This window comes from Amycolatopsis acidiphila (assembly GCF_021391495.1).
Classification (GTDB): domain Bacteria; phylum Actinomycetota; class Actinomycetes; order Mycobacteriales; family Pseudonocardiaceae; genus Amycolatopsis_E; species Amycolatopsis_E acidiphila.
In genome coordinates this window covers 1,307,302-1,321,950 of record NZ_CP090063.1, presented here as the reverse complement: position 1 = coordinate 1,321,950, position 14,649 = coordinate 1,307,302, and the positions used below count along the sequence as shown (strand labels likewise).

The following is a 14,649-nucleotide window of genomic DNA, read 5'->3' as shown; positions in this document are numbered from 1 at the left end:
CCTGGGTTACCAGTGGGCGTGGACTCTGGACAGGAGTCGCGCGACGGCAGAAAGTGACAACCGATAGGTTTGCGCATGTCCGCAGCCGGGTATCGCCCAGCGAAGACCTGTCCGGGTCGTCAAGCTTCCGCGAATGGCTGCGGCTTCCGCGCACACACACGCACTCGAGGAGAGGGGCGCTGCCGATGACCGGCCGGCTCGGCATCGACGACGTGACCCCGATGGTGAGCTGTGGCCAGTATCCGGCCAAAGCCGTAGTCGGTGAACACGTTCCGGTTTCCGCGACGGTCTGGCGCGAGGGGCACGACGCCCTCGCCGCGACCGTGACCTGGCGAGGCCCCAACGACCGGGTCGCCCGGCGCAGCCGGATGAGCGAGCAGGGCACCGGGCTCGACCGCTTCGCCACCGTGATCGTCCCCGACTGCGAGGGCCTGTGGACCTTCCGCGTGGACGCCTGGAGCGACCCGTGGGCGACCTGGCGGCACAACGTGAAGGTCAAGGTCGCCGCCGGCCAGGGTGCCGACGAGCTGGCCAACGACCTGGAGATCGGCGCGCAGCTGCTGGACAGGGTGTCGCGCCGGCCGGACCGCCGCCGCGAGCGCGCCGTACTGGCCAGCGCGTCGGCGGCGCTGCGCGATTCGGTGCGGCTGCTGGCCGAGCGGATCGGGCCCGCGCTGTCGCAGGACGTCGAGCGCGTGATGCACGAGTACCCGGTGCGCGAGCTGGTGACCAAGGGCAAGCCGGTCAAGATCTGGGTCGACCGCGAGCGCGCCGCCTACGGCTCCTGGTACGAGTTCTTCCCCCGCTCGACCGGCGGGTGGGACGCCGAGGGCAGGCCGGTGCACGGCACGTTCGCCACCGCGACCCGCGAGCTTGACCGGATCGCGCGGATGGGCTTCGACGTGGTGTACCTGCCGCCGATCCACCCCATCGGCCGGGTGAACCGCAAGGGGCGTAACAACTCTGTGGTCGCCGACGAGAACGACGTCGGTTCGCCGTGGGCCATCGGCTCGGACGAGGGCGGGCACGACGCGGTGCACCCTCAGCTGGGCACGATCGAGGACTTCGACGCGTTCGTCGCGCGCGCGGAGGAGCTGGGCATGGAGGTCGCGCTCGACCTCGCGCTGCAGGCCGCGCCCGACCATCCGTGGGTGATGAAGAACCCGGAGTTCTTCACGACCCGGCCCGACGGGACGATCGCCTACGCGGAGAACCCGCCGAAGAAGTACCAGGACATCTTCCCGGTCAACTTCGACAACGACCCGCAGGGCATCTACAACGAGGTGCTGCGCGTGGTGCTGCACTGGGTCGAGCACGGGGTGCGGATCTTCCGGGTCGACAACCCGCACACCAAGCCGCCGGACTTCTGGGCCTGGCTGATCTCCTCGGTCAAGGACGCGCATCCGGACGTGCTGTTCCTGTCCGAGGCGTTCACCCGGCCGGCGCGGCTGTGGGGGCTGGCGAAACTCGGCTTCACCCAGAGCTACACCTACTTCACCTGGCGGACCACCAAGGAGGAGCTCGTCGAGTTCGGCGTCGACCTCGTCGAGCACTGGGACATGGGCCGCCCCAACCTGTTCGTCAACACCCCCGACATCCTGCACGAGTCGCTGCAGCGGGGCGGCCCGGGCATGTTCGCCCTGCGGGCCGCGCTCGCGGCGACGATGTCCCCGTCGTGGGGCGTCTACTCCGGCTACGAGCTGTACGAGAGCCAGCCCGTGCGCGACGGCAGCGAGGAGTACCTCGACTCCGAGAAGTACGAACTGCGCCCCCGGGACTTCGCGGGGGCGCTCGCCCAGGGCCGCTCGCTCGAACCGTGGCTGACCAAGCTCAACGCCGTCCGCCGGGCGCATCCGGCCCTGCAGCAGATGCGCACCCTGCGCTTCCAGCACGTCGACAACGGCGGCCTCATCGCCTACTCGAAACAGGACCCCGCCACCGGTGACACCGTCGTCGTCGTGGCGACCCTGAACCCCTACGGTGCCGAGGAAGGCACGCTCTGGCTGGACCTGCCGTCGCTCGGCTTCGGCTGGCACGACCGGTTGATCGCGCACGACGAGGTCACCGGCGAGACATGGGACTGGGGCCAGGCCAACTACGTGCGGCTCGAACCGTGGCGAGCGGTGGCGCACGTGGTGAGCCTGCAACGACGGCTGGCCGGCTGACAACAGGAGCGGGTCGAGTGCAGCCCCTGTGCCGGCGATGCGCACGGGGGTGGCCGGGACGTACCCGGATTCAGGGTGGGACGAGGTGGAGTGATGGACGAAGAACCCCGGCCCGATGCGGCCCTCGGGCTGGACGGTGTGCCACACACCGGCGAAGCGATGACCGCGGAAGGCATGCTGGTCGAGCCGCAGGCCGACGATTTCCGGTCGGCCGAACAGGCCCCGAGCAACCCGATGTGGTTCAAGGGCGCCGTGTTCTACGAAGTGCTGGTGCGCGCGTTCACCGACTCCAACGGTGACGGCACCGGCGACCTGCGCGGCCTGGCGGGCAGGCTGGACTACCTCGAGTGGCTCGGGGTGGACTGCCTGTGGCTGCCGCCGTTCTACGCCTCGCCGCTGCGCGACGGCGGGTACGACATCTCCGACTTCCGCGCGGTGCTGCCCGAGTTCGGCACGGTGGAGGACTTCGTCTACCTGCTCGACGAGGCGCACAAGCGGGGCATCCGGGTGATCACCGACCTGGTGCTCAACCACACCTCGGACATGCATCCGTGGTTCCAGCAGTCGCGTTCGGACCCCGACGGGCCCTACGGCGACTTCTACGTGTGGAGCGACGACGACTCCCGGTACGCCGACGCGCGCATCATCTTCGTCGACACCGAGACGTCGAACTGGACCTACGACCCGGTGCGCGGCCAGTTCTACTGGCACCGCTTCTTCACCCACCAGCCGGACCTCAACTACGAGAACCCCGCGGTGCAGGAAGCGATGATCGACGTCCTGAGGTTCTGGCTCAACCTCGGGATCGACGGCTTCCGCCTCGACGCCGTGCCCTACCTGTACGAGCAGGAAGGCACCAACTGCGAGAACCTGCCGCGCACCCACGAGTTCCTCAAGGAGTGCCGCAAGGTCGTCGACGACGAGTACCCGGGCCGGGTGCTGCTGGCCGAGGCGAACCAGTGGCCCTCCGATGTCGTGGAGTACTTCGGCGACCCGGCCACCGGCGGCGACGAGTGCCACATGGCGTTCCACTTCCCGCTGATGCCGCGCATCTTCATGGCGGTGCGCCGCGAGTCGCGGTTCCCGATCTCGGAGATCCTGGCCCAGACGCCGAAGATCCCCGACAACGCGCAGTGGGGCATCTTCCTGCGCAACCACGACGAGCTGACGCTCGAGATGGTCAGTGACGAAGAGCGCGACTACATGTACGCGGAGTACGCCAAGGACCCGCGGATGAAGGCCAACATCGGCATCCGCCGGCGCCTGGCCCCGCTGCTGGAGAACGACCGGAACCAGCTCGAGCTGTTCACGGCGATGCTGCTCTCCCTCCCGGGCTCGCCCGTCCTGTACTACGGTGACGAGATCGGTATGGGCGACAACATCTGGTTGGGAGACCGCGACGCGGTGCGAACGCCCATGCAGTGGACCCCGGACCGGAACGCGGGCTTCTCCGTCTGCGACCCGGGACGGATCTACCTGCCCGTCATCATGGACCCCATCTACGGCTACCAGGCGATCAACGTGGAGGCGCAGCGTGACAGCGCCTCCTCGCTGCTCAACTGGACCCGGCGGATGATCGAGGTGCGCAAGCAGCACCACGCCTTCGCCGAGGGCGAGTTCGTCGAGCTCGGCGGGTCCAACCCGAGCGTGCTGGCCTACAAGCGCACCTGGGTACGGCCCGACGGGCGGCTGGACGTGGTCCTCTGCGTCAACAATCTGTCCCGGTTCCCGCAGCCGGTGGAGCTGAACCTGGCCGAGCACGAAGGCTGCACACCGATGGAGCTCACCGGTGGCGTCCTGTTCCCCGACATCGGGGAGCTGCCTTACCTGCTGACGCTCCCAGGGCACGGGTTCTACTGGTTCCAGCTGCTGGACGAGGACGCGAAGGCGAGGCGAGGTGACTGACGGTGAACGATTCGGCTGAACTGATCGAATCCCTGGTACGCGAACTCCCGAGGTGGCTGCCCACCCAGCGGTGGTTCGGCGGGAAGGACCGCCCGATCACCGCGGTGCGCGCGATGAGCAGAACGACCCTGCTGGAGGGCGACCCGCTGCTCCTGCACCTGATCGTCGAGGTGCGCCAGGACGACCGGACCGCGCCCTACCAGCTGCTCGTCGCCAGCAGGGAGCAGCTGCCCGAGTACCTGGGCTCGAGCTGGCTCGGCACCGAGCAGGGCCGCCCCTGCTACGAGGCCAGCGGGGACGCCGACGTGACCGGCCGCCTGCTGGACCTCATCGCCGAGGGCGCCCAGCTGGGATCGCTGAAGTTCGAGCACGAGCCCGGCGCCGAGGTGACCGGCGGCCTGCGCGGCAGGCCGATCACCTCGGAGCAGAGCAACACCTCACTCGTCTACGGCAGCCAGTACATCCTGAAGCTGTTCCGCAAGCTCTCGCCCGGGGAGAACCCGGACGTGCGGCTGCACCGGGCGCTGCAGGAGCAGGGGTCCGAGCACATCGCGCCCCTGCTGGGCAGCATCACCGGCGAGCTGGACGGCGAGCCGACGACGGTCGGCATGCTGCAGAAGTTCGTGACCGACGCGGTGGACGGCTGGGCCATGGCCACCACCAGCGTCCGCGACCTGATGGCGGACCCGGAGCTGCCGCCGGACCAGGTGGGCGGGGACTTCGCGGGTGAGTCGCAGCGGCTGGGCCAGGCCGTCGCGACCGTGCACAACGACCTGCGGCGCGCGCTCGGCGAGCAGCTCGCGGACGCCGAGGAGCTCGACCGCACCGTGAAGGGCATGACGGACCGGCTCGACGCGGTGATCGAGGTCGTGCCGCAGCTCGGCGAGCACGCCCCGGCCCTGCGTGCCGCGTTCGAGAAGGTGCGCGAGGTCGAGGGCCCGGTCCCCATGCAGTTCATCCACGGCGACCTGCACCTGGGACAGGTGCTGCGGACCGTCACCGGCTGGCTGCTGCTGGACTTCGAGGGCGAGCCGGCCGCGCCGGTGCGCGAACGGTCGGCACTGCGCTCGCCGCTGCGGGACGTGGCGGGGATGCTGCGCTCGTTCGACTACGCCGCGCACCAGATGCTCGTCGGGCAGCCGGACGACCCGAAGCTGACCGAGCGGGCGCTGGAGTGGGCGCGGCGCAACCGCACCTCGTTCTGCGACGGCTACGCGAAGAACGCCGGCGACTCGATCGGCGACCCCCGCTCGCACGCGCACCTGCTGCGGGCGCTGGAACTGGACAAGGCGGTCTACGAGGTCGCCTACGAACACGCGAACCGGCCGGAATGGCTCAGCGTGCCGCTCGCGTCGATCGCGCGGATGAGCTCAGGAGGCGAGTAACCCGTGACCGAACTGCCCGACGGAGCCCCGGCCCCCGCGGACATCGACCGGCTGCTGGCGGGGTCGCACCACGATCCGCACTCGGTCCTCGGCATGCACACCGCCGGGGGCCAGGTGGTCGTCCGGGCGCTGCAGCCGCACGCCCGCTCGGTGACGGTCGTGGCCGCGGACCACAAGTTCGAGCTGACGCGCGTCGTGGACGGCCTGTTCTCCGGCGCGGTGCCGGAGCATCCCGGCGACTACCGCCTGGAGGTCGACCTCGACGGGCACGTCGTCGAGCTCGACGACCCGTACCGCTGGCTGCCCACGGTCGGCGAGCTGGACCTGCACCTGATCGGTGAGGGCAGGCACGAGCGGCTGTGGGACGTGCTCGGGGCACACGTGCGCAGGTACGACACCGCTCATGGCGTGGTGCAAGGAGTTTCGTTCGCGGTCTGGGCGCCGACCGCCCGCGGGGTGCGGGTGATCGGCGACTTCAACGGCTGGGACGGCCGGTCGCACATGATGCGGTCGCTCGGCTCGTCCGGGGTGTGGGAGATCTTCATCCCGGGCCTGCCCGTGGGCAGCTGCTACAAGTACCGGATCCTCGGCGCCGACGGGCACTGGCACGAGAAGGCGGACCCGCTGGCGTTCGCGACGGAGAAGCCGCCGAAGACGGCGTCGGTGGTGGCCGAGTCGTCCTACGAGTGGGGCGACGACGAGTGGCTGACCGAGCGCGCGGTCACGACCTGGACGAACGCGCCGATGAGCGTCTACGAGGTGCACCTCGGGTCGTGGCGCCAGGGGCTCGGCTACCGGGAGCTGGCCGACGAGCTGGCGGACTACGTGCAGGAGACCGGTTTCACGCACGTGGAGCTGCTGCCGATCGCCGAGCACCCGTTCGGCGGCTCGTGGGGGTACCAGGTCACGTCGTACTACGCGCCGACGTCCCGCTTCGGCTCGCCGGACGACTTCCGGTACTTCGTGGACCGGTTGCACCAGCGCGGGATCGGGGTGCTGGTCGACTGGGTACCGGCGCACTTCCCCAAGGACAGCTGGGCCCTGGCGCGCTTCGACGGCACGCCGCTGTACGAGCACGCGGACCCGCGGCGTGGCGAGCAGCCGGACTGGGGCACGTACGTGTTCGACTTCGGGCGCAACGAGGTGCGCAACTTCCTGGTGGCCAACGCGCTGTACTGGCTGGAGGAGTTCCACCTCGACGGGCTGCGCGTGGACGCGGTCGCGTCGATGCTGTACCTGGACTACTCGCGCCAGGAGGGGCAGTGGGTGCCGAACCAGTACGGCGGGCGCGAGAACCTGGATGCCGTGCGGTTCCTGCAGGAGCTGAACGCGACCGTCTACAAGCGACACCCCGGCGTCGTGATGGTGGCCGAGGAGTCGACGGCGTGGCCGGGCGTCTCGCGGCCGACGCATCTGGGCGGGCTCGGGTTCGGGTTCAAGTGGAACATGGGCTGGATGCACGACACGCTGCACTACCTGGCCCACGAGCCGGTGCACAGGTCGTACCACCACAACGAGATGACGTTCTCGCTCGTGTACGCCTGGAGCGAGAACTTCGTGCTGCCGCTGTCGCACGACGAGGTGGTGCACGGCAAGGGTTCGCTGTGGAGCCGGATGCCGGGCGACGCGTGGAACAAGGCCGCGGGGGTGCGGTCGCTGCTGGCGTTCATGTGGGCGCACCCGGGCAAGCAGCTGCTGTTCATGGGTGGCGAGTTCGGACAGGAGCAGGAGTGGTCGGAGGAGCGGTCGCTGGACTGGGGCCTGCTGGACCAGCCGCTGCACCAGGGCATCCGGCGGTTGCTGTCGGATCTGAACAGGGTGTACCGGTCGTCCCCCGCGTTGTTCAGCGCCGATACGAAGCCCGAGGGCTTCCAGTGGATCGACGCGAACGACGCGAACGGCAACGTGGTGAGCTTCCTCCGGATCGGTGAGGACGGCTCGAAACTGGCGTGTGTGGCCAACTTCGCGGGGACGCCGCACCACGACTACCGCGTGGGCCTGCCGATGGCAGGTCGCTGGCGCGAGGCGGTGAACACCGACGCCGACATCTATGGCGGTTCGGGTGTGGGCAACTACGGCATGGTGGAGGCGGCGCCGTCACCTTGGCACGGCATGCCGGCGTCCGCTGTGCTGCAGCTGCCTCCGGCGGGCGTGCTATGGCTGACGCCGGAGTGACGGGCCGGCGCCGCGGCGGATCTTGACGGTGCTGTTGGTTCTGGCAAGACTCGAACCAACAGCACTGTCAAGCGAAGGAACTCCATGGATCTCCACCTTCGGGGGAAGCGCGCGCTGGTCACCGGCGCCTCCGCCGGTATCGGCGCGGCGACGGCCGAGGCGCTGGCCGAAGAGGGCTGCGCCCTGCACCTGGCCGCGCGCGGCAAGTCCAAACTGGACGAACTCGCCGAAAAGCTGCGATCCGCGCACGAGGTGGAAGTACACGTGCACGCCGCAGACCTGCGCGACCCGGCGGACCTCGCCGGGCTCGCGGACGCGGTCCCGGAGCTGGACATCCTCGTCAACAACGCGGGCGACATCCCCGGCGGCGGCCTCGACACTGTCGACGAGGCGACGTGGCGACACGCGTGGGAGCTCAAGGTCTTCGGCTACGTCAACTTGAGCCGCCTGGTCTATGCCCGGATGAAGGAGCGCGGGCGGGGCGTCATCGTGAACAACATCGGCGCCTCCGGGGAACGGTTCGACTTCGACTACATCGCGGGCAGCAGCGGCAACGCGGCGCTGATGGCGTTCACCCGCGCGCTGGGTAGCCGCAGCCTGCGCGAGGGCGTGCGCGTCGTCGGCGTCAACCCGGGGCCGGTGGAGACCGAACGCATCGTCAAGCTGATGAAAACTCGCGCGGATAGGCAGTTCGGCGACGAGAACCGGTACGAGGAGTTCATGTCGTCCCTCCCGCTCGGCCGTCCCGCCAAGCCGCGCGAGATCGCAGATCTCATCGCCTTCCTCGCCTCCGGCCGTTCGGCTTACACGACCGGCGTGATCGTCACCGTGGACGGCGGCATCTCGGCGGGATAGCTTCAGGACCGGGAACAGCTGAGGTCCGGCTGGGCGGGCCCGTCGCCCGAAGTGCTCGCTATGAAGCCGAAACTCGTCGTGCCGTTGGCAGCGAGGACGGCGTTGTAGCCGGCATCCGTGACGGTGACGGTCGAACCGGCTCGGGTGGGGATGCCGCCCCACAGGTTGACGATCGTGTGGGTCGGGGGCAGTTGCCAGCTGACCGCCCAGCCGGTGACCCCACGGCCGTCCTCGTTGCGGACGGTCACCTCGACCTGGTACCCGTCCGGCCAGGCGTTCGTGACCCGGTAGGAGGCGGTGCAGACCGGCGCCGCGGCGGTACTCGTGCCCGCCGAGGCCCCGCTGGACTGCGCCGGATTCGGCGGTGTTGCCCGGCTCGGTGTTGCCCGGCTCGGCGGCACGCTCGGCTGCGCCGGATTCGGGGGTGTTGCCCGGCTCGGCGGCACTTGTGCGGTGGTGGCCGGCGCGGCGCCGGCACTCGCTGGGCGGTCGGCGCCGTTGATCACGCTGCCGATGAGGACACCGGCCGCGACCAGCGCCACCGCGCTGACCCCGGCGACCAGCAGCCGCCGCGACGGTCCGCGTCGCGTGGGCAGCAACAAGGTCGGATCCCGTGGCGGGGGCACGGGCTTGCCCGCCGCGACCGCCGTCAACGCCTCCCCGACCTCGTCCATCCCCGGTCGCTCGACAGGGTCCGGCCGCAGCATCCGGTTCAGCACGTCAGCGAGCAGACCGGCCTGCCGCGGCGGCCTGATCTCACCTCTCGCCACGCGTTGCAGGAGCGCGTAGGGGTTCTCGTCGCGCTCGAACGGCGGCGTGCCCTCCACGGCGGCGTACAACGTCGCCCCCAACGAGAAGACGTCGGACGCGAAGACGGCATCCGCTCCGCCCGCGACCTCCGGCGCTAGAAACGCCGGAGTGCCCGCGATGACACCACCGTCCGTGAACGTGCCCTCGCCGACCGCGCGAGAGATTCCGAAGTCGGCGAGCTTCGCCGTTCCGTTGTGCGTCACCAGGACATTGCTCGGCGTCACGTCGCGGTGCACGATTCCCTCGGCGTGCGCCGCCGCAAGGGCGGCCGCTACCTGGGCGCCGATGCCGGCCACGTACTGAGGTGACAGCCCACCGCGACCACCGCCCGGCCCTCGACGCTCGCCAGCAGACCCACCACGGTCGGTCAACGCCCCGTCGACGGCAGGCACCGCACCAGGGTCGAGGGACCGCGCCCGGTCCTCGGCAGCCAGCCCACCGGCACCGGCAGGCGACCCGCCACGGTCGGCAGGCGGGCAGCCGGGATCGACGGACCGCCCATCAGCGCCAGCAGCCAACCCACCGGGATCGGCAGCCGACCCGCCGGATCGCTGGAGGACCCACCGGACTCGCCGGAGAAGCCGGGACGTCCAGCAGACAGCGCACCAGGGTCGAGGGACCGCGCACCGCCGCCGGCAGACAGCCCACCGGGGTCGGCGAACCGCGCGCCACCGCCAGCAGCCAGCCCACCGGGGTCGACGGACCGCGCGCCACGGCCAGCAGCCAGCCCACCGGGGTCGACGGACCGCGCGCCACGGCCAGCAGCCAGCACACCAGGATCGACGGACCGCGCGCCACCACCAGCAGCCAGCACACCAGGATCGACGGACCGCGCACCACCGCCAGTAGCCAAGCCACCGCGCTCGCCCGACGTCTCAGCCTCCGCAGCCAGCGCGGCCAGGCTTTGCGACGGCAGGAACTCCATGACGAGGCACGGTTTCCCGTCGTGCTCCACCACGTCGTGCACAGTGATGGCGTGCGGATGCCGCAACCGCGCGGCAAGCCGCCCCTCGCGGACGGCGCGTCGCACCGCCTGCTGAGCGGCCTCGTCGCCCACACCGTCGCCGAGCACAAGCTCCTTGACCGCGACGATCCTGTCCAGGCGCTCGTCCCGCGCCTGCCACACGACGCCCATCGACCCACGGCCGATGCGGGACAGCAGCCGGTACCGTCCTGCGAGCAGCTCGCCTTCGCCGGTCACGTCTCCTCCGGTCCCGAGGTCCCTGAACGGACAATCTAGGTAGCCGCGGTGCGGAAGACGTGAGTTCGTCGTCGTATCCCTTCGCACACCTCCATTCTGATTCGGCACCGACCGGAAATTTGATCAAAGACTTGTGCACCGCGAGGGATCGTCACCTCGTCACGGCGGCCTGCCCCCGCAGCCGCCTACGCCGTCCGATGCAGGCGCCCGTCGCCCGAATGGACGCACCGACGGGGGTCGTGAACCCGCACCTGCCCATCCAACTGGAGAGGAACCACGCGCCGCACAACGAGATTCCTGCTGCCGAAGAACTTGCTTGACGACTACAATGGACACTTCTACTCCCTTGGCTCGTGGACTTACCGCCACTATGCCAGGAGGCACCGACAAAACGGCGAGGTCCGGAAACGTTCGCCGGAAAACGCGAGTTCCGCCTCGTTACCGGTGGAGAACGCGGGAAATGGCCTGTGCCAACGCATCCGCTTGCCCGCGTGCCAGCTTCGGGCTGCGCCAGGCGATGTAGCCGTCGGGCCGGACGAGCAGGCAGCCGTCCTCGTCGATGCCGGAGAGCCTCCCCCAGTCGCCGTACGCGTCGCGCGCACCGGCCGAGCCGATGCGGACGAAACCGATCCCGGCGTCGTCCGCGGCCTGCCGCCAGGCACCGCCCGCGACACCTGTCACCAGCGTGAACCGGCCCTTGCCCACGAGATCCAATGTGGACATCCGGCCACCGTGCTCGTTCACCAGCCACGCGTGCGGCAGCTTGGCGCCGGGCCGGGTGCTCGGCTGGTGGAACAGCTCCGGGTCGCGCACCCACTCCTCCGCCGGGCTGCCGTCGTCCAGCACCGCGGACGAGACGTAACGCTGGTTGAGCTCCACGCCGTGCGCGTTGAACTCGTAGTTCTTCAGCTGGATCGCCTCATCGAGGGCTTGCCGCCGCTTGACGCCTTCCGCGTCCTCGGCACGGCAGGCGGCCAGGCCCGCCACGATGCCTTCGTCGTCACTGCCGCCCGCGATGCCCAGCGCCTCGAAGATCGGGCCGAACTGGTCGCGGCTGAGGTTCGCGCGGTCGACGATCTGCTTGCCGACCGGCGCGCGTTCCGCCGTGTAGGTCTCCAGCAGGCCCGGCCCCGCCTCGCCGCGGACGACCATCGCGAGCTTCCACGCCAGGTTGTAGGAGTCCTGGACCGAGGTGTTGGAGCCGAGGCCGTTCGACGGCGGGTGCCGGTGCACGGCGTCCCCTGCGCAGAAGACCCGGCCCGTCGAGTATTCGGTCGCATAGCTGTGGTTGACCGTCCACAACGACGTCGAGGTGATCTCGACGTCCACCGACCGGTCCCCGACCAGGTCGTGCACGATCTCCCGGGCGGCCGCGTCGTCGACCTCCGGCGGCGCCTGGTCGATGTCGTAGCCCCAGGTCAGCAGCCACTCGTGCCACGGCCGCACCATCCGGACCAGGCCCATGCCGATGCCGCCGAGATGCGCGCCCGGCCGCATCACCCAGTACAGGACGCTCGGCCGGTGCGCCACGTGCTCGGACAGGTCGGCCTTGAAGACGATGTTCATGCTGCCGGCCTTGCCGCTCTGCCCCGCGATCGGCAGACCCAGCTGGTCGGCGACGAGACTGCGGCCGCCGTCGGCACCGATCAGGTACCGCGCGCGCACCGTGTACTCGTCGCCGCGCACGCGGTCGAGCAGCCTCGCGGTCACACCGTCGTCGTCCTGCTCCAGCGACAGGAACTCCGTGTCGAACCGCACCTTCGCACCGCGGGCGGCGGCGTTGGTCACCAGTATCGGTTCCAGATATGTCTGCGGCAGGTCGATCATGCCGCAGGGACTGGCCGACGCGTACTCGCTCAGCGAGGCGGGACCGGTCCCCCAGGTACGGATGCGCCCGATCTCCTCACCGGTGAGCGCCGTGCACAGCACCGTGTCGCCCATCAGCTCCTGCGGCGTGCCCGCGGCGAGTGCCTCCTGTTCGACGCCGAGGTCCCGCAACACCTCCAGCGTGCGCTGGTTGGTGATGTGCGCCCGCGGCGTGTTCGCGACCCAGCCGTACTTGCTGACCAGCATCGTCCGCACGCCGTACGTGGCGAGCAGGAGCGCAGCCGAGCCGCCGGCCGGGCCGCTGCCCACCACCAGGACGTCGGCGTCGTAGGTCATCGCGCTACTCCTGTGCGATCTTGAAGGTGAAGTCGAGCCGCCGCCACTCGCCGTCGATCACGCGGCCGTCCGGTGTCGCGCCCTGCTGTGGCACGAAGTCGACGACCAGCTCGTCCTTGACGCCGAACACCGTGTCCCCCCGCCCCCCGGCCGCGTCGAGGTACGGGCCACCGCGGACGAACAGCTGCGTGATCAGCTGCGAGTAGCCGGGCTTGAGGAGCATGAAGTGCAGGTGCGGGGCGCGCCACGGGTGCCGCCGGGTCGCCACGAGCATCTGGCCCACCGGGCCGTCGTCCGGGATCGGGTATTCGCTGGGCAGGATCGACCAGAACCGCAGCCTGCCCTCGCCGTCGGTGTGGAACCGGGCGCGCAGGACCGGGCCGTCCAGGTCGGGCAGCTGGACGTCGTAGAAACCGTCCTCATTGGACTGCCACACGTCGACCACGGTGTCCGGCACGGGTTTGCCCTCGGTGTCGGTGACGAGCACGTCGACCCACAGCGGGGTGCCGGGCAGCCCGCGCGCGATGTCCGTGCCGTGCTCGGCGGCGGGCGGGCCCTCGACGTAGAACGGGCCGAGCACCGCGGACGCGGTCGTGTCCGGGGTGCGGGAGTTGGTGAGCACGTCGACCGCGCTGGACACGCCGAGGACGTCCGAGAGCAGCACGAACTCCTGGCGGGTGTCGGTGGTGATGTGGCCCGTGCGGGTCAGGAGCTCGATGGCGTAGTGCCATTCCTCCTGGGTCACGTCGTTCTTGGCGAGGTAGTGGTGCAGGTGCCGCACGAGGTCGGTGACCAGCTGCTTGACCCGCTGGTCGGGCGTGCGGTCGAAGCTCGCGACCACCTGCGCGGTCAGCCAGCCGAGGTCGGGGATCGTGTGGCCGCCGCCCGGCCGGTCGCCGCGCCACGCCGCGTGCAGCAGTTCCTCGATGCCGTCGCGGGTCAGCTCGCGCGGGTTCGGGTACGGCTTCGCGGTCGCCAGCTCCGCGGCCTTCGCGATGTCGGACTCCGCGAAACCCAGCTCACGCAACGAGGTCGGGCCGCCGGCGTTCTTGATGAGGTCGAAGACGCCGCTGGGCGCGTCGGTCACGCCGAGCACTTCCGCGATACGCGCCATCGCCTCCGGCGCGGCGGACGCGTTGTACGCCATGGCGTGCGGGAGGACCACGGTGTGGGTCTCGGCGTGCGGAAGGTCGAAGGAGCCACCGAGGGTGTGGCACAGCTTGTGGTGCAGGCCCATGCCGACGCCGGCCAGGCACATCCCGGCGAGCCAAGCCGCTTCCAGCAGGTCCGTCCGTGCGTCCACATCGGACGGTTCCGCCGCGAGCACGGGCAGCGAGCGCGCGATCCGCTTGATCGCGTCCAGCGCCATGACTTCGACGACCGGGTTGGCCTGCGGCGAGTAGAGCGCTTCGACCGCGTGTGCCATGGCGTTGAGCGCGCTGGTGACCGACAGCGGGACGGGGAGGTACCTGGTGAGCTCGACGTCGTAGATGACGGTCTCGGGCAGGATCGTCTCCGACGAGCGCGTGGTCTTCCGGCCGTTCTCGGTCTCGCCGAGGACGGGGGTGACCTCGGAACCGGCATACGTCGTCGGCAGGATCACCTGCGGCAGGTCGGTGCGCGCGGCGAGGGCCTTGGCCAGGCCGGTGGTCGAGCCGCCGCCGACCGCGACGAGGCAGTCGGCCTCCTTCGCCGATTCGAGCGCCTGCTCGGTGACCTCGACGGGGGTGTGCATCACGGCACCGTCGAACTCGGCGGCCAGCAGGGGCCCGAGCGCGCTGCGCACCGGTTCGACGTTCGCCGAACGGCTGGACAGCAGCAGGACCCGGGTGGCACCGAGCCGCTCGACCTCCTCGCGCACCTTCGCCGCCGGGCCGAACACGACCCGTGCCGGGTGCGTCGAGTACACGAAGTTCCGCATCGCCTTCACTCCTTTGTGCTCTTCCCGAGTATCAGGCGGCCGCTGCCCCGGGCGCCTGCACGTTCACCG

The 14,649-nt window shown here is 70.2% G+C and carries 9 protein-coding genes and 1 pseudogene; 5 read left to right on the top strand and 5 right to left on the bottom strand.

Going from position 1 to position 14,649, the window contains the following annotated elements; genetic code table 11:
- Positions 1-185 precede the first annotated feature (185 nt).
- The 5 genes from LWP59_RS06420 (at position 186) to LWP59_RS06400 (ending at position 8,485) form a co-directional block, all read left to right on the top strand.
- Positions 186-2,165: an alpha-1,4-glucan--maltose-1-phosphate maltosyltransferase gene (locus tag LWP59_RS06420; RefSeq protein WP_144639761.1), complete on the top strand. Its 1,980-nt coding sequence runs from the start codon at positions 186-188 to the stop codon at positions 2,163-2,165.
- Between the two features lie 93 nt (positions 2,166-2,258).
- The gene (gene treS / locus LWP59_RS06415) at positions 2,259-4,070 is read left to right on the top strand and encodes a maltose alpha-D-glucosyltransferase (protein WP_144639760.1); all 1,812 of its coding nucleotides are present in this window, start codon (positions 2,259-2,261) and stop codon (positions 4,068-4,070) included.
- Positions 4,071-4,072: 2 nt separating this feature from the next.
- Positions 4,073-5,455: a maltokinase N-terminal cap-like domain-containing protein gene (locus tag LWP59_RS06410; protein ID WP_144639758.1), complete on the top strand. Its 1,383-nt coding sequence runs from the start codon at positions 4,073-4,075 to the stop codon at positions 5,453-5,455.
- A 3-nt stretch (positions 5,456-5,458) separates the two neighbouring features.
- Positions 5,459-7,630, top strand: coding sequence for a 1,4-alpha-glucan branching protein GlgB (glgB, locus tag LWP59_RS06405; RefSeq protein WP_144639756.1), 2,172 nt, complete (start codon positions 5,459-5,461; stop codon positions 7,628-7,630).
- An 84-nt stretch (positions 7,631-7,714) separates the two neighbouring features.
- Entirely contained in the window at positions 7,715-8,485 is a 771-nt protein-coding gene (locus LWP59_RS06400) for an SDR family oxidoreductase (RefSeq protein WP_144639754.1), read from the top strand.
- 2 nt (positions 8,486-8,487) lie between these two features.
- On the opposite strand, the gene LWP59_RS41365 is transcribed toward LWP59_RS06400, so the two are convergent.
- From LWP59_RS41365 to LWP59_RS06380, 5 genes and pseudogenes are all read right to left on the bottom strand, one after another.
- Complete coding sequence (locus LWP59_RS41365) at positions 8,488-9,159, bottom strand: cellulose binding domain-containing protein (protein WP_444541911.1); 672 nt, start codon at positions 9,157-9,159, stop codon at positions 8,488-8,490.
- A pseudogene (locus LWP59_RS41360) lies at positions 9,151-9,615 on the bottom strand (serine/threonine-protein kinase); the annotation flags it as partial. The gene LWP59_RS41365 and the pseudogene LWP59_RS41360, both read right to left, overlap by 9 nt.
- A gap of 47 nt (positions 9,616-9,662) precedes the next feature.
- Positions 9,663-10,496, bottom strand: a complete 834-nt coding sequence (locus LWP59_RS40905) for a protein kinase domain-containing protein (RefSeq protein WP_373299692.1) — start codon at positions 10,494-10,496, stop codon at positions 9,663-9,665.
- A 438-nt stretch (positions 10,497-10,934) separates the two neighbouring features.
- Positions 10,935-12,659, bottom strand: coding sequence for an FAD-dependent oxidoreductase (locus LWP59_RS06385; protein ID WP_144639752.1), 1,725 nt, complete (start codon positions 12,657-12,659; stop codon positions 10,935-10,937).
- A 4-nt stretch (positions 12,660-12,663) separates the two neighbouring features.
- A complete protein-coding gene (locus LWP59_RS06380; protein ID WP_144639750.1) occupies positions 12,664-14,580 on the bottom strand; it encodes a maleylacetate reductase and hydroxyquinol 1,2-dioxygenase domain-containing protein in 1,917 nt (638 codons plus the stop codon).
- Positions 14,581-14,649 lie beyond the last annotated feature (69 nt).